This window comes from Pseudomonas sp. RGM2987 (genome assembly GCF_022952855.1).
In the GTDB taxonomy this organism is placed as follows: domain Bacteria; phylum Pseudomonadota; class Gammaproteobacteria; order Pseudomonadales; family Pseudomonadaceae; genus Aquipseudomonas.
The window spans coordinates 1-21,874 of record NZ_JALJDX010000159.1; the positions used below are offsets into that span (position 1 = coordinate 1).

The 21,874-nt window shown below is 60.9% G+C and carries 20 protein-coding genes; 7 read left to right on the plus strand and 13 right to left on the minus strand.

Annotated elements, in window-relative coordinates:
• Nucleotides 1-127: 127 nt before the first annotated feature.
• The 6 genes from RGM2987_RS07130 to RGM2987_RS07155 all read right to left on the minus strand — a co-directional run bounded on the left by RGM2987_RS07130 (nucleotide 128) and on the right by RGM2987_RS07155 (nucleotide 6,312).
• The gene (locus tag RGM2987_RS07130) at nucleotides 128-1,408 is read right to left on the minus strand and encodes a TRAP transporter large permease (RefSeq protein WP_245139400.1); all 1,281 of its coding nucleotides are present in this window, start codon (nucleotides 1,406-1,408) and stop codon (nucleotides 128-130) included.
• A complete protein-coding gene (locus tag RGM2987_RS07135) occupies nucleotides 1,408-1,935 on the minus strand; it encodes a TRAP transporter small permease (protein ID WP_245139401.1) in 528 nt (175 codons plus the stop codon). Before RGM2987_RS07135 ends, RGM2987_RS07130 begins: the two co-directional genes overlap by 1 nt.
• 69 nt (nucleotides 1,936-2,004) lie before the next feature.
• Nucleotides 2,005-2,973: a TRAP transporter substrate-binding protein gene (locus tag RGM2987_RS07140; RefSeq protein ID WP_245139402.1), complete on the minus strand. Its 969-nt coding sequence runs from the start codon at nucleotides 2,971-2,973 to the stop codon at nucleotides 2,005-2,007.
• A gap of 57 nt (nucleotides 2,974-3,030) precedes the next feature.
• A complete protein-coding gene (locus tag RGM2987_RS07145; RefSeq protein ID WP_245139403.1) occupies nucleotides 3,031-3,936 on the minus strand; it encodes an SMP-30/gluconolactonase/LRE family protein in 906 nt (301 codons plus the stop codon).
• Between the two features lie 44 nt (nucleotides 3,937-3,980).
• Nucleotides 3,981-4,802, minus strand: a complete 822-nt coding sequence (locus RGM2987_RS07150) for an NAD(P)-dependent oxidoreductase (RefSeq protein ID WP_245139404.1) — start codon at nucleotides 4,800-4,802, stop codon at nucleotides 3,981-3,983.
• 310 nt (nucleotides 4,803-5,112) lie between these two features.
• A complete protein-coding gene (locus RGM2987_RS07155; protein WP_245139425.1) occupies nucleotides 5,113-6,312 on the minus strand; it encodes an OprD family porin in 1,200 nt (399 codons plus the stop codon).
• An 884-nt stretch (nucleotides 6,313-7,196) separates the two neighbouring features.
• On the opposite strand from RGM2987_RS07155, the gene RGM2987_RS07160 reads away from it, so the two are divergent.
• Nucleotides 7,197-7,565 (plus strand): DUF6124 family protein, encoded by a 369-nt coding sequence (locus RGM2987_RS07160; RefSeq protein ID WP_245139405.1) that lies wholly within the window; start codon nucleotides 7,197-7,199, stop codon nucleotides 7,563-7,565.
• 327 nt (nucleotides 7,566-7,892) lie between these two features.
• Here the strand turns inward: RGM2987_RS07160 and RGM2987_RS07165 are convergent, their stop codons facing one another.
• Together RGM2987_RS07165 and RGM2987_RS07170 are read right to left on the minus strand one after the other, a co-directional pair.
• A complete protein-coding gene (locus RGM2987_RS07165) occupies nucleotides 7,893-8,963 on the minus strand; it encodes an RHS repeat-associated core domain-containing protein (protein ID WP_245139406.1) in 1,071 nt (356 codons plus the stop codon).
• Nucleotides 8,964-9,133: 170 nt separating this feature from the next.
• Nucleotides 9,134-10,207, minus strand: a complete 1,074-nt coding sequence (locus RGM2987_RS07170; protein ID WP_245139407.1) for an RHS repeat-associated core domain-containing protein — start codon at nucleotides 10,205-10,207, stop codon at nucleotides 9,134-9,136.
• Nucleotides 10,208-10,445: 238 nt separating this feature from the next.
• Here RGM2987_RS07170 and RGM2987_RS07175 point away from each other — a divergent pair, with 238 nt between their 5' ends.
• Nucleotides 10,446-11,930, plus strand: a complete 1,485-nt coding sequence (locus RGM2987_RS07175; RefSeq protein WP_245139408.1) for a helix-turn-helix transcriptional regulator — start codon at nucleotides 10,446-10,448, stop codon at nucleotides 11,928-11,930.
• Nucleotides 11,931-12,169: 239 nt separating this feature from the next.
• Nucleotides 12,170-12,418: a DUF1652 domain-containing protein gene (locus RGM2987_RS07180; protein WP_245139409.1), complete on the plus strand. Its 249-nt coding sequence runs from the start codon at nucleotides 12,170-12,172 to the stop codon at nucleotides 12,416-12,418.
• Nucleotides 12,419-12,564: 146 nt separating this feature from the next.
• On the opposite strand, the gene RGM2987_RS07185 is transcribed toward RGM2987_RS07180, so the two are convergent.
• A complete protein-coding gene (locus RGM2987_RS07185) occupies nucleotides 12,565-13,950 on the minus strand; it encodes a HAMP domain-containing sensor histidine kinase (protein ID WP_245139410.1) in 1,386 nt (461 codons plus the stop codon).
• On the minus strand, nucleotides 13,928-14,611 hold the full coding sequence (locus tag RGM2987_RS07190; protein ID WP_245139411.1) for a response regulator transcription factor: 684 nt from the start codon (nucleotides 14,609-14,611) through the stop codon (nucleotides 13,928-13,930). The genes RGM2987_RS07185 and RGM2987_RS07190 overlap by 23 nt, the downstream gene beginning before the upstream one ends.
• 274 nt (nucleotides 14,612-14,885) lie before the next feature.
• On the opposite strand from RGM2987_RS07190, the gene hcnA reads away from it, so the two are divergent.
• From hcnA to hcnC, 3 genes are read left to right on the plus strand one after another with little or no spacing between them, the layout of a single operon-like run.
• Nucleotides 14,886-15,227 carry a cyanide-forming glycine dehydrogenase subunit HcnA gene (gene hcnA / locus RGM2987_RS07195; protein WP_245139412.1) on the plus strand — a complete coding sequence of 114 codons (342 nt, stop codon included), beginning with the start codon at nucleotides 14,886-14,888 and terminating at the stop codon, nucleotides 15,225-15,227.
• The gene (hcnB, locus tag RGM2987_RS07200) at nucleotides 15,224-16,633 is read left to right on the plus strand and encodes a cyanide-forming glycine dehydrogenase subunit HcnB (protein ID WP_245139413.1); all 1,410 of its coding nucleotides are present in this window, start codon (nucleotides 15,224-15,226) and stop codon (nucleotides 16,631-16,633) included. The genes hcnA and hcnB overlap by 4 nt, the downstream gene beginning before the upstream one ends.
• A complete protein-coding gene (gene hcnC / locus RGM2987_RS07205; protein ID WP_245139414.1) occupies nucleotides 16,626-17,894 on the plus strand; it encodes a cyanide-forming glycine dehydrogenase subunit HcnC in 1,269 nt (422 codons plus the stop codon). The genes hcnB and hcnC overlap by 8 nt, the downstream gene beginning before the upstream one ends.
• Nucleotides 17,895-18,012: 118 nt before the next feature.
• Here hcnC and RGM2987_RS07210 read toward each other — a convergent pair whose 3' ends face one another.
• The 3 genes from RGM2987_RS07210 to RGM2987_RS07220 form a co-directional block, all read right to left on the minus strand.
• On the minus strand, nucleotides 18,013-18,624 hold the full coding sequence (locus RGM2987_RS07210) for a glutathione S-transferase family protein (RefSeq protein ID WP_245139415.1): 612 nt from the start codon (nucleotides 18,622-18,624) through the stop codon (nucleotides 18,013-18,015).
• 36 nt (nucleotides 18,625-18,660) lie between these two features.
• Nucleotides 18,661-19,584, minus strand: coding sequence for a MurR/RpiR family transcriptional regulator (locus RGM2987_RS07215; protein WP_245139416.1), 924 nt, complete (start codon nucleotides 19,582-19,584; stop codon nucleotides 18,661-18,663).
• Between the two features lie 160 nt (nucleotides 19,585-19,744).
• Entirely contained in the window at nucleotides 19,745-19,909 is a 165-nt protein-coding gene (locus RGM2987_RS07220) for a hypothetical protein (protein WP_245139417.1), read from the minus strand.
• On the opposite strand from RGM2987_RS07220, the gene iolC reads away from it, so the two are divergent.
• A complete protein-coding gene (gene iolC / locus RGM2987_RS07225) occupies nucleotides 19,908-21,845 on the plus strand; it encodes a 5-dehydro-2-deoxygluconokinase (protein WP_245139418.1) in 1,938 nt (645 codons plus the stop codon). The genes RGM2987_RS07220 and iolC overlap by 2 nt on opposite strands.
• Nucleotides 21,846-21,874 lie beyond the last annotated feature (29 nt).

Sequence of the window (21,874 nt, forward strand, 5' to 3'; positions counted from 1 at the left end):
GCTGCGAAGCAGACGCCCTGGTTGAAGATCGTAGGGGCCTGCTGCGCAGTCCAGCGGGAGCAAGCTCCCTCGCCACAGAAGCTACAAAACCACAAAGCCATGCAAGGGGCTTGCGAATGACTGAGGGTTACAACACCAAATGCGGCAACCACAGCGAAAGTGCCGGCACATAGGTCACCAGCATCAGCACCAAGAACAGCACGGCGTAGAACGGCAGCAGCGCCTTGACAGTGCTTTCGATGCTGACTTTGCCCACCGCCGAGCCGACGAACAGCACCGCGCCCACCGGCGGCGTTATCAGCCCGATCCCCAGGTTCACCAGCATGATCATGCCAAACTGCACCGGGTCGACGCCGATGCCCATGATCACCGGCATCAGGATCGGCGTCAGGATCAGGATCAGCGGCGCCATGTCCATCACGGTGCCCAGCAGCAGCAACATCACGTTGATGCACATCAGGATCACGTAGCGGTTGTCCGACAGGGTCAGGAACATCGTGGTGATTTTTGCCGGGATCTGCATCAGCGTCATGATGTAGCCGAAACTGGCGGCGAAGCCGATCAGGATCATCACGATGGAGATGGTGCGCACGGTGCGGTGCATCAGCTTCGGCAGTTCCCGCCACTTGTAGTCGCGGTAGATGAACATGGTCACGAAGAACGACCACAGCACCGCGATGGCCGCCGACTCGGTGGCGGTGAAGATGCCCGACAGGATACCGCCGAGGATGATCACCATCGCCATCAGGCCCCACAGGGCTTCGCCGACGATCTTCAGCGCTTCGCGCATCGGGATCACTTCACCCTTGGGGTAGTTGCGCTTTTTCGCGAAGATCAGGCACAGCACCATCAGGCACGCGCTCATCAGCAGGCCAGGGACGATGCCCGCCATGAACAGCGAGGCAATCGAAACCGTGCCACCGGCGGCCAATGAGTAGAGCACCGAGTTGTGGCTGGGCGGGGTCAGCAGGGCTTGCACCGAACCGCTGACGGTCACCGCGGTGGAGAAGTCCCGCGGATAACCCTTGCGTTCCATTTCCGGGATCAGCACCGAACCCACCGAAGCGGTGTCCGCCACGGAAGAACCGGAGATTGCGCCGAAGAAGGTCGAGGCCACGATGTTGACCAGCGACAGGCCGCCGCGCACAAAACCCACGAGCACACCGGCACAGGCCACCAACCGGCGGGACATGCCGCCCTCGGCCATGATCGCGCCGGCCAGCACGAAGAACGGAATCGCCAGTAGGGAGAATTTGTTCACGCCACCGGCGACCTGGATCATCACCGCCTGGAACGGGATGTCGATCCACCACGCACCGATCAGCGCGGCGGCGCCGAGGGCGTAGGCGACCGGCATGCCGATCAGGATCAACAGGATAAAACTGCCCAGCAGAATCAGAGCGTCCATTAAGCGGCCCCTTCACTTTCTTCAACCAGGTCGAACTGCACGACCCGCCGTTTGCTCTGGTCACCGAGCAGGAGTTTTTCCAGCACGAAAACCAGCGTCAACAGGCCGCCGACCGGAATCGGCAGGTAGGTGACGCCGACGCGCAGGTCGGGCAGCGAAGCCATGAACTGGTTCCAGGTGGACATGCACAGCTTGAAGCCCCAGACCGTCATGAAGATGCAGATCAGGGCCATGAGCAATTGGGAAAAAATCGCTGCCGCGGATTTCAGATGCGGCGGCATGCGGTCGGTGAGCATGGCCACGGCCATGTGCGCGCCGGCGCGGTAGCTGGCGGCGGCACCGATGAAGGTGAACACCATCATCAGCAGGATCGCGGTGGGCTCGGGCCAGCTCGAGCCGGAACCCAACACGTAGCGGGCAAACACGCCCCAGGGGATCATCAGGGAAATCGCCAGCACGGACAGGCCGGCCACCCAGATGCACGTCATATAGATTCGATCGTTGATACGCAGCAGCAGATTCTTCATCGGGTTCCACCGTAACCGGGCACGCCTCGAACATCAGGCGCGCCGGGCCTTTTCATGAGTGCAGGAGGCTTACTGAACGGCTTCGATACGCTTGATCAGATCGGCATACGGCGCGCCGTATTTGGCCCGGACCGGCGCGGTGGCGTCGTAGAAGGGTTTCTTGTCCACGGTGATGAACTCGACGCCGGCGGCCTTGAGTTTCTCTTCACTGGCGGCGGACTTCTGGTCCCACAGCACGCGCTCTTCGGCCTGGGCTGCCTTGGCGGCTTTCCTGACCATCGCCTGCTGATCCGGAGTCAGTTTTTCCCAGGTGATTTTCGACATCACGATCGGCTCGGGCAGGATCAGGTGACCGGTCAGGCTGTAATACTTGGCGTTCTGGTAGTGGTTGTGTTCGAGCAGCGTCGGCGGGTTGTTTTCCGCGCCGTCGATCACGCCGGTCTGCAAGGCGCTGAAGATCTCACCGGTGTCCATCGCGATGCCGTTGGCGCCCATGGCGTTCATCATCTCGATGAACATCGGGTTGCCTTGCACACGGACCTTCATGCCCTTGAGGTCTTCGAGCTTACGCACCGGCTTCTTGGTGTAGATGTTGCGCGTGCCGCCGTCCATCCAGGCCAGGGCGACCAGGCCAAACTCCGAATTGGTGATCCGGTCGAGGATGGCATCACCCACATCGCCATCGATGACGGCGCGCATATGCGCGTGGTCGCGGAAGATGAACGGCATGTTGAACACGTTCACGTCCGGCACCACCGGCCCGACGATACCCAGGCTGACCCGGGACATCTGTATCGCGCCGACCTGCATCTGCTCGATGACTTCCTTCTCGGAACCCAGTACACCGCCCGGGAAGTACTTGAAGGTCAGCTCGCCGTTGGTCTCCTTGGTCAGGGTCTTGCCCATGCTCTCCTCGGCGACCACGGTGGGGTAGCCAGCGGGGTGGATGTCGGCGATCTTGAGTTCAAGGGCGTGCGCGGCCTGGGCCAGGAAGGCCAGGGGCAGGGCTGCGATCAGAAGCGTGCGTTTGAAGTTCATGGTCAATCTCCAGTCTTGTTTTTTTTATGTGCTCATCCAGTGAAGCGGCAAAGCGGGTCAGTTCGCGGAGTTTTTCAGCCCTCCAAACGCGGGTTCGGCGAGGCCTTTGACCCCCGGGTCGAGGGCGAAAACGCCACCGGCCAGCGATTGCGGATCGGTGTCGTCGCCGGGGCGAATCGAGGTGATGAACAAGGTGTCCAGGCGGCTGCCGCCAAAGGCGCACATCGTCGGCTTCTTCACCGGCACCGCCAGCGAACGGTCCAGCCTGCCGTCCGGGGTGAAGCGGTGGATGAGACCGGCGTCGTTGGCGCAGATCCAGTAGCAACCCTCGGCATCGACCGCCGCACCGTCCGGGCGCCCGGCCAAGGGCAGCATGTCGACGAACAACCGGCGGTTGGACGGCGTGCCGCTATCGATGTCGTAATCGAAAGCCCAGATCTGTTGCACCAATGGGTGGGAATCGGAGAGGTACATCGTGCGCCCGTCCGGGCTGAAGCCCAGGCCGTTGGGCACGATGAAGCCGCTCAATTGGGCCTCGACCGGGCTGCGTTGCCCGGCATCGAAGCGATACAGGCGGCCCTCGTCGGCGTTGGCGCCCATGTTCAGCACCATGCTGCCGGCCCAGAAACGTCCCTGACGGTCGCAGCGGCCATCGTTGAGGCGCATGTCGCTGCGGTTGTGCTCGACGCTGGCGCACAATTCGCTGTCCAGGCTGCCGTCGTCATTGGGGTGCAGGCGAAAGAAACCGCTTTCCATGCCGGCGATCCAGCCACCGTCCTGGTGCCGGGCAATGCAGGCGAGCATCTCCGGGGTTTCCCAGCCCTTGAGCTGGCCGGTCCCGGCGTTCCAGCACTGCAGGCCGCCGTTGGGAATGTCCACCCAGTACAGGGCGTTTTCTTCGGGGACCCAGACCGGGCTCTCCCCGACGGCGTTGCGTGCATCGACAATCAATTCGGCTTGCATGGCGCTTCCTTGGTTCGTTTCGTGTTCCATCAACAACTGGCGAATCAGTCGTCGAACGGTCCGGCCGCTACAAAGGCACCACCCTGGTAGATCCGGGCCGGGTCATCGGCGGCCGGCATCGGTTGCGCTTCGACCTTGGCGCGGAAAATCTCAGAGGTGTCCTTGGGTTGGTAACCCAGGTGCGCGGCGTGGCTGTTGTCCCACCAGACGTCGCGGTTGGCGGAAACGCCGTAGACAATGGTGTGGCCGACGTTCGGGGTGTAGAGCGAGCATTCGATCAGTTGGGTGAGGTCGTCGAAGCTCAGCCAGGTGCTCATCATCCGGCGGTTCTGCGGCTCGGCGAACGAGGAGCCGATACGGATGCTCACGGTCTCGATGCCGTAGCGGTCGAAGTAGAAACTCGCTACGTCTTCGCCATAGGACTTGGACAAGCCGTAGTAGCCATCCGGACGACGCGGGGAGAGGGCGTCGAGGGCTTCATCCTGCTTGTAGAAACCGATAACGTGGTTGGAACTGGCGAAGATCACCCGCTTGACGCCGTGCTTGCGGGCGGCTTCGTAGAGGTGGAACACACCGCTGATGTTCGGGCCGAGGATTTCCTCGAATGGACGCTCCACCGAAACCCCGCCGAAATGCAGGATGGCATCGACGCCTTCCACCAGTTGATGCACGGCTTGTTTATCGGACAGGTCGCAAAGCACGACCTCTTCGCTTTCATCGATGGCCGGGGCCATGGTGGCGATGTCCGACAGACGGATATACCGGGCGAAGGGCTTGAGGCGTTCGCGCAAGACCTTACCCAGGCCGCCGGCGGCACCGGTCAGCAGCAGGCGATTGAGAGGATGGCGGATCTGTGTCGTAGTCATGAAATTACCTGAGCAAAACAGTGAGAGGTATCAGTTGTTAGAGGTCCGTGTGACCGCTGGAATATCCTTGTCATGGCGATTGATCCACCTACGCCACAATTCCCCTGTGGGAGCGGGCTTGCTCGCGAATGCGCTCGGCCAGCCAGCATTGATGTCGAATTTGATGGCCCCTTCGCGAGCAAGCCCGCTCCCACAGTAGTTTGGTGTCGTGTGCAGATGATGTGTTCACCACCCTCCCTGTGGGAGCGAGCCTGCTCGCGATAGCGGCGGCACGGCCACCACCTGAACCAGCAGACCCACCCCGACCGCTTTACAACAAGCTGATCGGATAGCTGACGAAAATGCGGTTCTCATCGAACTCATTCGTACTGAAATCCCGACGCATCGTCGAATTTCGCCATTTCACATTGAGGCTTTTCAGCGCGCCGCTCTGCACCGTGTACGCCAGCTCGGTCTCGCGGCCCCACTCCTTGCCGTCGTCGACCGTGGCGGTGTGCACGTTGTCGCCGCTGATGTAGCGGTTCATCAAGGTCAGGCCCGGCACGCCGACGGCGGCGAAGTTGAAGTCGTGGCGCAGTTGCCAGGATTTTTCCTTGGCGTTGTCGTAGCTGGAGTTGTAGCTGTCATTCGCCAGGGTGCCGCCGCTGGTGCCGTTGACGCGCATCCAGGCATCGTCGCCGCCGACTTTTTGCAAGCCGACATAGAAGGTGTTGCCGCCGTACTTGGCCGAGAGCATGGCGAACGCGGTTTTGTTGTCCAGGTCGCCGGCCAGGGCGCTGCCGTCTTCCTTGCCGATGAAGTAGCCGAGGTTGGCGCCCAGGGTCCAGTCGCCGAAGGGCTGGCTGTGGGTCAGGTTGAAATACTGCTGCTGGTAGATGTCGGACAGTTCCGCGTACCACACGCCGACCTGGGTGCGCTTGTCATTGAAGGCATATTCGCCGCCGCCGAAATTGAAACGGTTGGAAGTGAAGGCACCGCGGCCGTTCATCGACATGTCTTCCATGCTCGCGTCGTTGCGCGGGCTGTTGCCACGGAACTGGCCGCCATAAAGGCTCAGGCCGTTGATCTCGGTGGACGTGACCTGGCCGCCGCGGAAGGTTTGCGGCAGGGAGCGACCGTCATCGGAACGCAGGATCGGCAGTACCGGCATCCATTCGCCGACCTTCAATTCGGTCTTCGATACCTTGGCCTTGAGCGCCACGCCCAGACGCCCGAAGTCATCGGCCGGGCGCCCGTCATCGTGCACCGGCAGCAATTGCGTGCCCGCCGTGCCGCGACCGCCATCGAGCTTGACCGAATACAGGCCCAGCACATCCACGCCGAAACCGACCGTGCCCTGGGTGAAGCCGGACTTGGCGTCGAGGATGAAGTTCTGGGTCCATTCCTCGGCCTTGCCCTGGGCGTTGTTCGGGTTGGTGAAGTTGCGGTTGAAATAGGCGTTGCGCAGGGTCAGCGTGGCCTTGGCGTCATCGACGAAGCCTTCGGCGTGTGCAGTCAAGGGCAGGAACATCGCCAGGCTGCTGCAACCGAGCAGTACCAGCGCAGGCTTGGAATCGAGGAGGGTACGGCGGTTTGGACGGTGGTCGGGCGAAAAACGGACACGAGTGCTCACTATGACGCTCCCTACTTTTGTTGTTTTTATTTTTGTTATACGTCGTCGTACAACATTCCATGGATTATTTGGAAGCCGTTCCTTATTGTCAACTGGCCATTATTGGAAAAATCCAACCTGTGATTCTTCTGATTCCAGGCCATTCAGTGGTTGTAGCCCGCCGAGCTGGCGTGCGAAGGCACCGCTGCTGGCGGGGGCCGTGGGCTGGAGAGCAATGGCAGGGAGCTCAAGTTATGCGATGACCGGCCTACGACATTAGTCGAATAGTCCAGATTCGAGGCGGACATCGCCCTGATACAGAATCGATCGTTCCCACGCTCCGCGTGGGAATGCATCCCGTGACGCTCCGCGTCACTTCCAGAAGCGGAACGCGGAGCGTCCCTAGCGGCATTCCCACGCAGAGCGTGGAAACGATAGCCAAGCACTCACAAATGAAGGGGTGTTTATCCGGACGTAGGAGAGTTCTGTAACGGGCTACGTTGTCTTGCGCCATTGCCTACAACTACGCCAGAATCCGCCGGCTTGTGCGCCTGGGGGGCAGGTTTTATCGTTTCCGGGTCGCTGAGAAATCAGCGATCGGGTTTGGTAGCCCGGTTTTTCTGGCGCAGGTGCAGCCTGATACAGGGGGAGCTTTTCGTCCTCTGTTTTATGGTGGTCATGCGCAGGGCGTCCCTGGACGCGCCGGGTTGCCAGGTAACCGGTCTACCAACCTTCGTATGGCCACCTCCCTTCGTTTGGTAGCGAGAGAGATGGCTCCAATTTTCTAATCTGGAGTTTCATCTATGTTCAAAGCAACCCCAAACCCCCCGGACACCGATCCGACCTCACCGCGCCCGAAAACCAGGTCCCCAAAACACGACGAAGTCACCGACCGCGTCCTCGACCATTACCTGAATCCCAAACCGGACAAATCTGAAAAGGGTCCTGTGCCCGGCCAGCTCTTCATCGTCAACAAAGATATCGACACCGAAAGCCTACTCGCCAACCTCAGCGAAACCCTGGCCTCGGCCAATGCCATGGTCGATGACCTAGCCTTCGACCTGGACGGTTCACGCCGGCATTTCCTCCTGGGCATCCAACAGCTGATCGAACTGGGCAGCCTGCTGGCCAACCGCGCACTGGACAACATCGAAGCCCGTCAGCCGACCTAGCCCCGTGGCGAGGGAGCTTGCTCCCGCTGGGCTGCACGGCAGCCCCAAAATCAGCCGGCGCGGTTTTCCAGACACACCGCGCCAGCCGGGCTTGCGGCTGCTGCGCAGCCGAGCGGGAGCAAGCTCCCTCGCCACAAGGGACTTGTGACATTCCTTAAATCCTGGGCAAACCACAAAACCTGTGGGAGCCGAGCTTGCTCGCGATGGCGGCGCTACATCCACCATTGATGTAACCTGAAGCACCGCTATCGCGAGCAGGCTCGCTCCCACAGTAGAAGGGGGAACGTTTTTTAGAATGATGTGAAATAAGACTACATTAGCGCTGTGCTAACTTGTCCCTGTCCGTACATTCTTAACCATTTGGCCGACGTTAAAGTTGCTTCCCCAGCGAACCTTATTTAGATTCTTAAGTGTGGCAGCTGCCTGTCGTGGGGGCGCGTTGTTATCATGAAGTCTTTTTAGGAGTTTTCTAGCTTGCACTATTTTTGGTGGGGTTGCCACTTCAGGAGATGGCGCAGGAGTTGCACTGACTACGTTGGCAGATGAAATAGTCGGAGCTGAAGGCATAATAGTCGCTGGACGTATTGTTGGAGTTGCACGCGTTTGGCCAGAGGTGGTTTCGGCGAAATAACGGTCTGTCCATAGCGTTCGTGGATCTTTTTTGCTGGAGGGAGGGAAAGCTACTGATGAAATGGCCAGTTTTATCGTACGGTCTCTATATCCGGTCAGAAGAGGGGGAGGCGAAGTTAATCGACTACCAAAGGCGGTTGCCAACGGTTGGAAATTGGCTGTGGGTGGGCTGTTCCATCCCTTTAATACCCAGAAACTCCCGGTGGGATCATAACGGTTGACTGGATCATTTTCACAATAAGCATACGCATTGATCCCCCCATCACCAAAAGGACTCAACTCATCAGGACTATTGAACCGCATCAACACCGGATTGAAAGTCCGATTACCCTGTCCCAACAAATAGTGCCCGGTGGTCGGCTCAGGGCGCTCGCCATTGAACCCGAGCAAACTGCTCAAGCCACTTTCTCCTGTACGGTGACCATAGGCGGTATAGGCCATTTGCCGTTGGGTTGTACCCATCAAGGCCGTTAGCGGCGAACGTTGTTGATCCGTTGCCAGCAATGTCGTCTCGCTAACACCGGCCACGCTGACTCGTTGCGCCAGCGGCTGGGATTCGTTTCGAACAATCGTGCGCTGTGTTTCGCCGTCGATCTCATTGACCAGGTCTTTATTTTGATAGAAACGCTGTGTGCCTGAGAGTCCCAAGGGTGTCAGGCCGACGAGGCGATCCAGTGGGTCATAGTGATAGCGGCACAGTATGTACATTGATGAAGCTGCCTTTCGCTTGGTTCTGCTTGGGAACTGGTCGATGTCAGGTTCGGGCATTTCTTGGGTCGTGTCTACTAGCAGAACTGTTAGTCATCGTAGTGCGTAGCAGGGGGCGTTGGGGTAAGAACACTGATTTCTTGTCGCTATTAAGCCCCAGTCATAGTCAGTTGGGGAGAACTGCTACGCTTGGCTTTTTTGACTATGAAAGAATCGGATCTGAATTTTTTCTATTGTCTCCGAAGTCTCTCTATCTTATCTCCGAAAGTTATTTCCACAATATCTTGCTTAAGGCGCTTTAAAGCGTGGCTCGTATTGTTCTTTGCGAGAGCGAGGTCCTTCCGAGGTGTGTTTCTAGGGTCAATGCTTTCTACTGCATTTTTATGTGAGTAGTAACTTTCCCAGTGTTTCTCGTGTCCCAGGCTCGGGCTGTGTGGTTGCATATGGATATCATATAAGCGAGCATCTTCTGCAAGGTTTGTCTTGTCATCATAATTTTGCTGCTGTTTTTCGGTTCTTTCTACAATCTTTGATTGTTTGCGTCTAGCCTTTCCCTCTGGAGGTAGTTTGATCTTCCAACGTGTTTCGCCGGAAGGAGCTATTGGCGCGCGATTGCTTGGGTCAGTAGCGGAAGTGGCTGTAACAGAGGTGGGATGTGACGAATTTCGAGAAGGGCGAGAAATGGTTTTTGACGAGGAGGCCAACGTTCTTAGTGTCCCCGGTGAGTTTGTCCATGGCCTAAAATAAACAGGTTTGGACACCCATGGTTGGAATATATTCCCACTCGGATCATACCGATTAACCGGATCCCCCCCACAATAAGCATACGAATTGACCCCTCCCTCACCAAATGGACTCAACTCATCCGGACCGTTGAACCGCATCAGCACCGGATTGAAAGCCCTATTACCCTGTCCCAACAAATAGTGCCCAGTGATCGGCTCAGGACGCTCACCATTGAATCCAAGCAAACTGCTCAACCCACTTTCCCCCGTACGGTGACCATAGGCGGTATAGGCTATCTTACTTTGGGTTGTGCCCATCACGGTTGCTAGCGGCGAACGCTGTTGATCCGTCGCCAGCAAAGTCGTCTCAGCCACATCGGCGACACTCACCCGTTGCGCCAACGGCTGGGCCTCGTTACGAAAGATTGTGAGCTGTGCATCGCCGTCGATCTCATTGGTCAGCTCGCTGTCCTGATAGAACCGTTGCGTGCCTGGGCGCTCCAGTGGTGTCAGGCCTGTGAGGCGATCCAGTGGATCATAGTGGTAGCGGCACAGTATCTTCATCGACGAAGCTGACATGGCTGGGTCATCCCGGAGGCTCGATCTTGTCAGGCTCGGGTATTTCTCGAATGACGTCTACTAGCAGAACTGTTAGTCCGGGGCTCTGGAGTTTTGTGGGGCGGGTGATGGCCCTATCGCGAGCCCAGGCACCGCCTATCCCAACCCTGGATCACAAGCTTCTCCAGCCTCAACAGGGAACGCCCCAGCGCGACGGATGGTCGTAATTTCCATGTGACGCTGACCACACGGAGACCCGATGAACCAGGATGTCCCGAACACCGATACCAATCGCCGCCAATTGCTGCAGATCATCGCCGGGCTGTCGGACGGGGTGATGTTGATCGAAGTCGACCAGACCATCGCCTGGGCCAATGAAGCTGCCTTGACCATGCATGGCATCAAGGACCTCGGCGACCTGGGCAAGAATGCCAAGGCGTATGCCCGGCGTTTCAACCTGCGTTACCGCAACAACCACCCCCTGCCCGAAGACAATTACCCCATCGCCCGGGTTGCACGGGGCGATGAGTTCAGCGATGTGCTGGTGGAAGTCACACCCGAGGCTGATCCGGAACGTACTTGGGTACATCGGATCCGCAGCATGGTGCTGACCGACCGTGACGGCGAGCCGGAGTTTTTTGTGCTGATTCTCAGCGATGCCACCGAATGGGCCAGCGCCGAGCAACGTTTTGAAAAGACTTTCGGCGCCAACCCCGCGCCGGCGGTGATCTGTCGCCTCAGTGACTTGCGCTACATCAAGGTCAACCAAGGCTTTTTGGAAATGACCGGCTACAGTCGCGAGCAGGTGATCGGCCGCTCCGTGTATGAGCTGGATGTGCTCGAAGCCGCCGAAAAGCGCGACCTGGCGATCGAGCGGCTGGGGCAGGGGGCGACCATCCCGCAGATGCAGGCCGAGCTGCGCTTGCCCGAGGGCGGCAGCAAGCAGGTGATTGTCGCGGGCCAGCCGCTGGACCTGCACGACGAAGACTGCATGCTGTTTTCCTTCATGGACATGGAACCCCGCCGTAAAGCCGAGACAGCGTTGCGCCAGAGTGAGGAGCGCTTTGCCAAGTCGTTCCGCCTATCGCCCGTGCCGACGTTGGTGTGCAGCGCCGAACTGCAATTGCTGGAAATCAACGAAGCCTTCCTCCAGACCACCGGCTACGCCAGTGAAGAGTTGTTGGGTAAAACCGTGGAGGAGGTTGGCTTTCTCGACAAGGAAGCCGGCGCGGCGCTGTTTGCCAGACTGGAGAAGACGGCCAATGTGTCCAGCGTCGACGTCAAGGTTCACAAGAAAGGCGGTGAGCAGATTGACTGTGAGGTGGCGGCCGATACCGTGGTGATCCAGGACAAGCCCTGCTACCTGTTGGTGTTGATGAACATCACCGAGCGCAAGCGTTCGGAACTGGAGCTGGTGGCCGCCATCGAGGAGGTGATGAAGGACGCTTCCTGGTTCAGCCGGACCCTCATTGAAAAACTGGCGAATGTGAAGAGCATCAATACGCAGATGCCTGCGGGGTCCTTCACCGAGCTGACAGCCCGGGAGCGCGACGTGCTGGGGTTGATCTGCCAGGGCCTGGCAGACAAGGAAATCGCCGCGCGCCTGAAGCTGGCGCCCAATACCGTGCGCAATCACGTGGCGACCCTGTATTCCAAGCTGGACGTGCACAGCCGCAGCGAGGCGATTGTCTGGGCCCGGGAGCGGGGGTTGTTCGCCAAGGAGTGGCGGGTAAAGGCACCATGATAGCCAGTGCAAATGCACTGGGTGCTCTGGTGCAAATTTGGGTTTTAGCCAGGCACTCGATTCCTTAGTCTTTCAGTGTGCGGCATTGTTTGCGCTGCCGCGTCCCCACGAAACATTCAAGGAATACGCCACGATGTGCACTAAACAAATCCGATGCGGCATCGACAGGATGTCTGCAAGGCCGGTGAGCCCCGAGTCGCCCGTCGTCCGTTTACGACCCCAGCCCTGAGGTGCGGCGTATGCCCCAGTTGGCCCCGTTGCGCGCGCGCCTCGAACAGAGCTTTACTCCACTGGCCTGCGAATGCAGTCTCAATGGCGACGGCACCCTCACCGTACGTCTCTATCACCGCGACAGCGGGGAGGTGGACCTGGTAGTGAGCGGCATGAGTATGGACAGCGTGCGCTCGGAAGAGAGCCTGGCGAAGCTGATCGACGAGCTGCGCTATGAGCTGCAGAACACGCCGTTGCATCGAGACGACTCCGCCTGACTCCACCTACCTGTGGCGAGGGAGCTTGCTCCCGCTGGGGCGCGCAGCGGCCCTGATTTGTCTGGGTCTGCTGCGCAGCCCGGCGGGAGCAAGCTCCCTCGCCACGGTTTGCAGATGATAGGCGCTGGGCTCATGAGCGCGCCTGGCTACAACAGCGTTGCCCGGCAATCGAGCACCAACCGCGCCCCACCGTACTCGCTACTGCCCACCTCCAACGTAAACCCATGCAGGTTGACGATCGCCGCGACAATCGACAGTCCCAGGCCGAATCCGCCGTGCTGGCTGCTGCCTTCGGCGCGGTAGAAACGTCGGAACACAGCCTTGCGTTCGACCTCGGGAATCCCCGGTCCGGAGTCGAGCACTTCGATGCGCGTGCTGTCGCCCTGATCCACCCCACGCAGGACCACGGTGCCGCCAGGCGGGGTGAACTTGATGGAGTTGCTCAGCAGGTTCGATACGGCCTCGAACAACAACGCCCGGTCGCCGTTGAGCAAGGGCAGGGTGTCGGGCACTTCCAGGATGAAGGTCAGGCCATCCTCCTCGGCCAGCGGCAGGTAGAAGTCGTGCAGTTCCTGCAACAGCTGCAGCGGGTCCAGGCGCACGAAGCCCGAGCGCCGCTGCTGGTCTTCCAGTTCGGAAATCCGCAACAGACCGCGAAACCGCGCCATCAGGGTATCGGTCTCGGCAATCACCTGATCCATCTGCAACGCCTCGGGCGAGCCGTCGGCCGCTTCCTGCTGGATGCGGTACAACTGGGCGCGCAGACGGGTCAGCGGCGTGCGCAGGTCATGGGCGATGTTGTCGCACACACCCTTGACCTCGTTCATCAGGCGTTCGATGCGATCGAGCATGGCATTGACGATGGCCGCCAGCATGTCCAGCTCATCGCGGCGGCTCGACAGTGGCAGGCGATGGGTCAGGTCGCCGGCGACGATGGCCTCGGCGCTGGCTTGCAGCTTGCGGATACGTTGCAATGGCCGGCGGCGCAACAGATGCCAGCCGGCAATACCTGGCAGGATGGTCAACGACACGCCCCAGAACAACGCGTGGAGGATGATGCGCGTGACGGCGAACAGCGAGCCGTTGTCCCGCGCCAGGATCAGCCAGCGTCCATCCTGGGTCCGGGTTGCCACCGCATCGCAACTGTCGGAGGGCACGCTGGGGTCATCGGAATCGACACAACCGCCGAGCATGTGGATCCGGCCATCGAGCGGCAGGTCTTCGGGAATACGCTGGATCGGCCCACTCAGGTGCCGCAGTTGCGGATCGAACAGGCCATAGGCATCGACGCCACGCTCGTCCAGGGTGAGGCTGGCCATGAGCGCGTCTTCGAGCTGATCGCCATGGATCCTTGCGAACAGATGCTGGCGCTGCATCAACGAATGCTTGGCCAGGCTGTCGAGGTAGCCGAACACTTCGTAATACATGACCCCCATCAGGATCGCGCACCAGATCACGAACAGCGAGCTGTATAGCGCCAGCAGGCGGCTGCTGGAGGAGCGCCAGCCCTTAGCGGGGTTCAGCAATGACATAGCCGGAACCCCGTACCGTACGAATCAGCGGTTCCAGGCCCGGCGGGTCGATTTTCTTGCGCAGGCGGCCGATGTGGACGTCGATCAGGTTGGTGCCCGGGTCGAAGTGATAGCCCCAGACTTCCTCGAAAATCATCATCCGCGAGAGGATCTGCCCGCTGTTGCGCATCAGAAACTCGAGCAGCTTGTATTCGGTGGGCAACAGGCTCAGCAACTGCCCGTTGCGGCTGGCCTCGCGGCTGATCAGGTTCAGCTCAAGGTCAGCCACCCGCAATAGGGTTTCCGGCTCGCGTGCGCCGTTGTTGCGCCGCAGCAGCACTTCGACCCTGGCGGCCATTTCATCGGTGGCAAACGGCTTGGTCAGGTAGTCGTCGCCGCCGGCCCGCAGGCCACGGACCCGCTCATCCACGTCGGAGAGGGCGCTGATCATCAGGATCGGCGTGGCCACGCCCATGGTGCGCAGCGTAGTGACGATCACCAGGCCGTCGAGCTCGGGCAGCATGCGGTCCAGGGTGATCAGGTCGTAGTCACCGCTCACCGCTCGCTCCAGGCCTTCGCGGCCATTATCTACCCAGTCGACGTTCAGGCCGTTGCGGGTCAGCTCGGCGACGATTTCACGGGCGGTCACGGCGTCGTCTTCGATGGTCAGGATGCGGTTCATGGGCGGTACCGTGTTGGGAAATCGGTGCTATTGCGCAACATTCTGCCAAAGAATAGCTGTCGGCTTTCTGAAAAAAAGTTCATGAGTCGGTGAACGGATTCGCTGGCCTGGATCAACACTTGGTCACAAATTATCCCTAACATAAATTGAGTGCGCACTATCCTGTTGCATCTGTTGCCCCGCTTTGGCGCGCATGTCGCCATGGGCATCAACCCAACCGGTGATGGTGTGTGCAAGGAGCCGAGACCTCACTGATCCTTCAAGGAAGAGCAGCATGACCCAACCTCAAGAACTTCTACGCCGAAAATTCGACATCCAACCGTTGGCACGCGCCGACATGACGGTGCGCCTGGACGGGCAGGCCGTCAACGCCGCCGAGGGTGAAACCGTGCTGACGGTCATCCAGTCGTTGGGGCAACGCCAGGTGGCCCGCAACGACCATGATCAGATCAGCGGCGCCTACTGCGGCATGGGCGTCTGCCAGTGCTGCCTGGTCAAGATCGACGGCCGCCACAAGCGCCGCGCCTGCCAGACCCTGGTACGCCCCGGTATGCAGATCGAAACCCGGGTCAATCGTGTGACCGAAACCCGCATCAGCGAAACGGAGCCGTCATGAGCCTCGATCCTGTCATTGTCGGCGGCGGGCCGGCCGGCATGGCCGCGGCCATTGAACTGGCCTCGCACGGGGTTCGCTGCACCTTGCTCGAAGAGGCGCCGCGCCTGGGCGGCGTCGTCTATCGCGGGCCGCTGCGTGATGGCGTAAGCCTGGATTACCTGGGGCCGCGCTACAGTGAAGCGCTGGAGCAACTCCACGGGCAGTTCCAGCGCCACGCCGGGTTGATCGACGTGCGCCTGGGCCACCGGGTCGTCGGTGCCGAAGGGTTCCGGGCGCTGATGCTTCTGGACGCTGATGAACGCTTGCGCGAGGTTGCCTATTCCCACCTGGTCCTGGCTGCCGGCTGCCATGAGCGCAGCGTACCGTTTCCTGGCTGGACGCTGCCGGGGGTGATGCTGCTGGGCGGTCTGCAGTTGCAGATCAAGAGCGGGGTGGTCAAGCCGCCCGCCCCGGTGGTGATCGCCGGCACCGGCCCGCTGTTGCCGCTGGTGGCCTGCCAGCTGCACGCAGCGGGTGTGGCGGTGGCGGGCGTCTATGAGGCTTGCGCATTCGGCAAGCTTGCCAGGCAGAGCCTGGCCTTGCTGAACAAACCGCAGCTGTTGCTCGACGGCCTGAGCATGCTGGCCTATCTCAAGCTCAAACGGATCCCCGTGCGCTATGGCTGGGGCGTGGTGCGGGCCGACGGCGAGGGTGAGTTGAACGTCGTCACCGTCGCGCCGTACTCCGATAGCTGGGAGCCCGACCTGCAACGCGCCGAACAAGTCCCGGCCCAGACACTGGCCGTTGGCTACGGGTTTATCCCGCGCACCCAATTGAGCCAACAGATGGGCCTTGCGCACGGCTTCAGCGCTGACGGCTATCTGCGAGCCGTGTCCGACACCTGGCAACAGAGCAGCGAGGCGCACATTCACCTGGCCGGCGACATGGGCGGGATTCGCGGCGGTGAAGCGGCCATGCTGAGCGGACGCATCGCGGCGCTGTCGATTCTGCTGCAACGCAACGTGCTGGACCCGGCCACCGCCCTCGAGCAACGCGAGCGATGCCAGGCGCAGCTTGAGCGCATCCTGCGCTTTCGCGCCGCCGTGGACCGCTACACCGAACGGGGTGCCGGGCAGACCGCGTTGCCGCGCGCCGACACGGTGATCTGCCGCTGCGAACATGCCACCCGCGCAGACATCGACCGGGCCCTGGAGCAGGGCGTGCAGGACATGGCCAGCCTGAAGATGCGCACCCGCGTGAGCATGGGCGATTGCCAGGGACGGATGTGTGTCGGCTACTGCACCGACCGCCTGCGCGAAGCCACCGGACGTGCCGATGTCGGCTGGCTGCGACCGCGGTTCCCCATCGACCCGATTCCTTTTTCGGCATTCCAGGACGCCGGCACAGAGGCCTTCGAGCATGACTGAGCACCTTAAAGAGTACGACGTGGTGATCGCCGGGGGCGGCGTGATTGGCGCCTCCTGTGCGTATCAGCTGTCCAAGCGCAAACACTTGAAGGTCGCGCTGATCGACGCCAAGCGCCCGGGCAACGCGACCCGTGCTTCGGCGGGCGGGCTGTGGGCCATCGGCGAGTCGGTGGGCCTGGGCTGCGGGGTGATCTTCTTCCGGATGATGTCGGCCAACCGCAAGCGCCAGGCCCAGGGTGCCGCCGTGGCGGTAGACGCCAGCACGCCGCACATCCTGCCCCAGCCGTTCTTCGAGTTCGCCTTGCAGTCCAATGCGCTGTATCCGCAATTGCACCGCGAGCTGATGGACAACCATGGCATGGACTTCAAGTTCGAGGAGACCGGGCTCAAGTTTGTGATCTACGACGACGAGGACCGCTCGTACGCCGAGCACATCGTCGCCTGCATCCCCCATCTGGCGGACCAGGTGCGCTGGCTCGACCAAGCGGCCTTGCGCGAGGCGGAGCCGAGTGTCAGCCGTGAAGCCCTGGGGGCACTGGAGTTTCTCTGCGACCATCAGGTCAGCCCGTTTCGCCTGGCCGATGCGTACACGGAGGGTGCCCGGCAGAACGGTGTCGATCTGTTCTTCAACACCAATGTGATTGAGGTGCTGCGCAGCGGCGCGCGGGTCACCGGAGTGAAAACCGCCGAGGCGGGGACCTTCAACTGTCGGACGCTGATCAACGCGGCCGGTGCCTGGGCGGCGGACCTCAGCGAACAGGCCACCGGCGTGCGGATTCCGGTCAAGCCGGTCAAGGGGCAGATCCTGCTGACCGAGCGCATGCCGAAGATCCTCACCGGGTGCCTGACCACCAGCGACTGCTACGTGGCGCAGAAGGACAACGGCGAGATCCTGATCGGTAGCACCACCGAAGACAAAGGCTTCGACGTGACCACCACCTATCCGGAGATCGAGGGTCTGGTGCAAGGTGCGGTGCGGTGTATCCCGCAACTGGCCGACATCAACCTGAAACGGACCTGGGCCGGCTTGCGCCCGGGCTCGCCCGATGAACTGCCGATCCTCGGCCCGATGCGCGGGGTGCAAGGCTACCTCAACGCCTGCGGCCATTTCCGCACCGGCATCCTCACCTCGGCCATCACCGGGGTGCTGCTGGACAAACTGGTGAACAACGAACCGCTGCCCCTGGACATCACACCGTTCCTGGCGGATCGCTTCGAAGTGGCGCCGGTCAAGGAACCGAAGGCAATGGAACTGGCCTGAGCCAATCTCCCTGTGGGAGCGGGCTTGCTCGCGATGGCGGTGGGTCTGCTTGCGGCGATGTCGGATGTCCAGGCGCTTTCGCGAGCAAGCCCGCTCCCACAGGTAATGCACCCAACCGTTATTCCATCGGCGTGCTGACAAACGCTTCCAGCCCTTCGGCATAGGTGGTAAATGCACTGATCAACGGAAAAGCCTTGCCCTGCACTTGATCCGGCACCACCAGATTAGTGAAGCTCCAGGCGACTGCGAGGGTGAGGCCGGCCTGGTCGATCGAGCCATCGGTGCTCAATGGCCGTTGCGCCAATGCCTGTTCCAGCATCCCATAGGCCGCCGCCAACTGACCTTCCACGCGTTCAACCCAGGGCGCGTGCTGGATTTCCGTCGGCCGCAGGTTGCGCTCGTAATAGATCTGCACCGATTTTTCGCAGGCCGCCAACGCCAGTCCGAGCAGGCGCAATGCGTATACCCGTTGCCCGGGATCACCCGGCATCAGGCTCTTGCCCGGTGCGGCCAAGGTTTCGAGGTAGTCGATGATCAGCGTGGAGTCCATCAGCACGGTAGCGTCATCGAGCACCAGGGTCGGCGCCTTGACCACCGGGTTGATACGCTGGAATTTATCGAAATGCCTGAACACCGAGACCGAGTCGTGCTCCAGGGGGATGCCCAGGCACTTGGCGGAAATGGCGACGCGTCGTACGTAGGGCGAGTCCAGCATGCCGATCAGCTTCATTGCTTCTCCTTCAGCGGTCTGCGGCGGGCAGGAGGATCAATCCTCAAAGCCCACCTGTTCATGGATTTCATCAACCTTGAGTTCGAGTCGGTAGGCCACGGCGATGAACAACGCCTGGCACAGGCACAGCGTGGCGCTCAACGAACGGAAGGCGAACGAACTGCCTTCATTCACCAGCAGCACCGCGTTGGCCCGTTTGGCCAGGGGCGACAGGTTGCTGTCGGTGATGATCAGCGTCTTGGCCTGATGGTGCTGGGCGATGCGCAGGCAGTGCTGGGTTTCCTTGCCATAAGGCGTGAAGCTGATGGCAATGACCAGGTCGTTGGCCCGCACGCTGCGCATCTGCTCGCGATAGCTGCCGCCCAGGCCGGATACCAGGTGAATGCGTTTGTTGGTGTGTTGCAGGTTGTAGACCAGGTAATCGGCAACCGCGAACGAGCGGCGCACGCCGACCACATAGATATTGTCGGCGTTGACCACCAGGTCCACGGCTTTTTCGAACGTCTGGTCGTCCAGTTCCAGCCCCAGGCGCTCGATGCCCGACAGCGTGGCGTTGACGCATTCGCGGGCCAGGTCGCCGCCGCTGGCTTTCTGCGACTTGTTGGCGATCATGCTGCGTATGCGTTGTTGGTAATTCTGCACCGGCGTGGTCTTGTGGGTGTAGGCCTCGCGGAACAATGCCTGCATTTCACTGAACCCGCTGAAGCCGAAGCGCTGGGAGAACCTGACGATCGCCGACGGGTGCACTTCGCATTCCCGGGCGATGTCGCTGATGCGGTCGACCATGATCCGGTCGCTCTGCTGGCTCATGTAGCTGGCGATGCGCTTGAGCTGGCGCGGCAGGCTTTCGTATTCCTCGGTGATCAATTGCAACAGGCGCTCGGCATTGATCGCGGGACTGGGGAGGGCGGGTTCGGACGCACTCTCGGACAGCGCCGGCAGATCATCGGGGCGGGTCATAGGAAATCCTTCTGGCTTGTTCTTATAGGTCGGCCCAAACAGGCCGGCCTTCGACAATAGGTTGGCTGATCGCAGTCTACAGCGTAGCCGCAGGGAAAATCATGGGCGAACCACGTTGCGCCATCGGCTGAAACGATGCACTGCGTCGGGTTCCCCTCAGTCATAGCGTATTGGAAAAAATATTCCACGTAAAAAATTTATAGAATAAATATTGATTATTGTCCGCCGCTCGTTTTAGTCTGCATCCACCAAAAGCGTTGGCGTCGGTTCCGGCACCCGGTTCCGGCACCCAGCGCAGGCTGATAAAAATAACAGGAGCCAGCATGGGCCAGACTCGTTTTGCCAGTGGGCGTCAATTGGATGTGATCTGCCTGGGACGCCTGGGTGTCGACCTTTATGCGCAGCAGGTCGGAGCGCGCCTGGAAGACGTGACCAGCTTCGCCAAGTACCTGGGCGGCTCGTCCGCCAACATCGCCTTCGGCACGGCGCGCCTGGGGCTCAGGTCGGCCATGCTCAGCCGGGTAGGCGACGATCACATGGGACGCTTTCTGGTGGAGTCCCTGGCCCGCGAAGGCTGCAATGTCAGCGCGATCAAGGCCGATCCTGAACGGCTGACGGCCATGGTCCTGCTGGGGATCAAGGACCGCGAAACCTTCCCGCTGGTGTTCTACCGGGAAAACTGCGCCGACATGGCGCTGCGCGCCGATGACATCGACGAAAGCTTCATTGCCTCCAGCAAGGCCTTGCTGATCACCGGCACCCATTTCTCCACCGACGGCGTCTACCAGGCCAGCATCCAGGCCCTGGACTATGCGCACAAACATCAGGTCCAGCGCGTTCTCGACATCGATTATCGCCCGGTGCTCTGGGGCCTGACGGGCAAGGCCGACGGTGAGACCCGGTTCGTCGCCGACCAGAAAGTCAGCCAGCACGTGCAAGGCATCCTGCCGCGTTTCGACCTGATCGTCGGTACCGAAGAAGAATTCCTGATCGCCGGTGGCAGCGAAGACCTGCTGACCGCGCTGCGCACGGTGCGCTCGCTGACGGCGGCAACCCTGGTGGTCAAGCTTGGGCCGCAGGGGTGCACCGTGATCCATGGCGCGATTCCGGCCCGGCTCGAGGACGCTGCGCTGTACCCGGGGGTGCGGGTCGAAGTGCTGAACGTGCTGGGGGCCGGTGATGCCTTCATGTCCGGGTTCCTCGCCGGTTGGCTGGAGGACGCCAGCGATGAGCGTTGCTGCCAGTTGGCCAATGCCTGCGGCGGCCTGGTGGTGTCGCGCCATGCCTGCGCCCCGGCGATGCCGACCCGGGCGGAACTCGATTATCTGTTCCAAAGCCCGGTGCCGATCACCCGGCCTGACCAGGACGCAGTCCTGCAACGCTTGCATCAGGTCAGCGTGCCACGCAAGGCCTGGAAGCAGCTGTTCGTCTTTGCCTTCGACCACCGCTGGCAACTGGTGGAGCTGGCGCAAAAAAGTGGACGCGACTTGGGCAGCATCGGCGAACTCAAGCAGTTGTTCATCAAGGCAGTGGAGCGAGTCGAAGCGGACTTGCAGCGCGAGGGCGTCGAAGCCGATGTCGGTCTGTTGGCCGATCAGCGTTTCGGCCAGGACTCGCTCAACGCCGCGACCGGGCGCGGCTGGTGGGTGGCGCGGCCGGTGGAAGTGCAGAACTCGCGGCCGCTGGCGTTCGAACACGGGCGCTCCATCGGCAGCAACCTGATCGCCTGGCCGCAGGAACAGATCATCAAGTGCCTGGTGCAATTTCACCCCGACGACGAACCGCTGCTGCGCCTCGAACAGGAAGCGCAGTTGATGGGCCTGTACAAGGCCTCCCAGGTCAGCGGCCATGAGTTGCTGCTGGAAGTCATCCCGCCCAAGGATCATCCATCGCCGCATCCGGACGTTCTGTATCGTGCCCTCAAGCGCCTCTATAACCTGGGCATCTACCCGGCGTGGTGGAAAATCGAAGCCCAGAGCGCGGACGAATGGAAGCAGCTCGATGAGTTGATCCAGCAGCGCGACCCATACTGCCGCGGCGTGGTCCTGCTCGGCCTCAACGCCCCGGCCGAGGCCTTGGCTGAAGGTTTCCGCCAGGCCAGCCAGAGCACCACCTGCCGGGGCTTTGCCGTGGGGCGGACGATTTTTCAGGAACCGAGCCGAGCCTGGCTGGCCGGGGAAATCGACGACGAAGCATTGATACGACAGGTGCAGGGCCGGTTTGTCGAGTTGATCGAAGCGTGGCGGGCTGCACGGGCTTGATGGTCATACAAGGCTTTTGTGGCGAGGGA

What these genes read in the sequence shown, in the direction of transcription:
- RGM2987_RS07130 (WP_245139400.1), bottom strand. Translation starts at nt 1,408, where the DNA reads ATGGACGCTCTGATTCTGCTGGGCAGTTTTATCCTGTTGATCCTGATC.
- RGM2987_RS07135 (WP_245139401.1), bottom strand. Translation starts at nt 1,935, where the DNA reads ATGAAGAATCTGCTGCTGCGTATCAACGATCGAATCTATATGACGTGC.
- RGM2987_RS07140 (WP_245139402.1), bottom strand. Translation starts at nt 2,973, where the DNA reads ATGAACTTCAAACGCACGCTTCTGATCGCAGCCCTGCCCCTGGCCTTC.
- RGM2987_RS07145 (WP_245139403.1), bottom strand. Translation starts at nt 3,936, where the DNA reads ATGCAAGCCGAATTGATTGTCGATGCACGCAACGCCGTCGGGGAGAGC.
- RGM2987_RS07150 (WP_245139404.1), bottom strand. Translation starts at nt 4,802, where the DNA reads ATGACTACGACACAGATCCGCCATCCTCTCAATCGCCTGCTGCTGACC.
- RGM2987_RS07155 (WP_245139425.1), bottom strand. Translation starts at nt 6,312, where the DNA reads ATGTTCCTGCCCTTGACTGCACACGCCGAAGGCTTCGTCGATGACGCC.
- RGM2987_RS07160 (WP_245139405.1), top strand. Translation starts at nt 7,197, where the DNA reads ATGTTCAAAGCAACCCCAAACCCCCCGGACACCGATCCGACCTCACCG.
- RGM2987_RS07165 (WP_245139406.1), bottom strand. Translation starts at nt 8,963, where the DNA reads ATGCCCGAACCTGACATCGACCAGTTCCCAAGCAGAACCAAGCGAAAG.
- RGM2987_RS07170 (WP_245139407.1), bottom strand. Translation starts at nt 10,207, where the DNA reads ATGTCAGCTTCGTCGATGAAGATACTGTGCCGCTACCACTATGATCCA.
- RGM2987_RS07175 (WP_245139408.1), top strand. Translation starts at nt 10,446, where the DNA reads ATGAACCAGGATGTCCCGAACACCGATACCAATCGCCGCCAATTGCTG.
- RGM2987_RS07180 (WP_245139409.1), top strand. Translation starts at nt 12,170, where the DNA reads ATGCCCCAGTTGGCCCCGTTGCGCGCGCGCCTCGAACAGAGCTTTACT.
- RGM2987_RS07185 (WP_245139410.1), bottom strand. Translation starts at nt 13,950, where the DNA reads ATGTCATTGCTGAACCCCGCTAAGGGCTGGCGCTCCTCCAGCAGCCGC.
- RGM2987_RS07190 (WP_245139411.1), bottom strand. Translation starts at nt 14,611, where the DNA reads ATGAACCGCATCCTGACCATCGAAGACGACGCCGTGACCGCCCGTGAA.
- hcnA (WP_245139412.1), top strand. Translation starts at nt 14,886, where the DNA reads ATGACCCAACCTCAAGAACTTCTACGCCGAAAATTCGACATCCAACCG.
- hcnB (WP_245139413.1), top strand. Translation starts at nt 15,224, where the DNA reads ATGAGCCTCGATCCTGTCATTGTCGGCGGCGGGCCGGCCGGCATGGCC.
- hcnC (WP_245139414.1), top strand. Translation starts at nt 16,626, where the DNA reads ATGACTGAGCACCTTAAAGAGTACGACGTGGTGATCGCCGGGGGCGGC.
- RGM2987_RS07210 (WP_245139415.1), bottom strand. Translation starts at nt 18,624, where the DNA reads ATGAAGCTGATCGGCATGCTGGACTCGCCCTACGTACGACGCGTCGCC.
- RGM2987_RS07215 (WP_245139416.1), bottom strand. Translation starts at nt 19,584, where the DNA reads ATGACCCGCCCCGATGATCTGCCGGCGCTGTCCGAGAGTGCGTCCGAA.
- iolC (WP_245139418.1), top strand. Translation starts at nt 19,908, where the DNA reads ATGGGCCAGACTCGTTTTGCCAGTGGGCGTCAATTGGATGTGATCTGC.
- RGM2987_RS07220 (WP_245139417.1), bottom strand. Translation starts at nt 19,909, where the DNA reads ATGCTGGCTCCTGTTATTTTTATCAGCCTGCGCTGGGTGCCGGAACCG.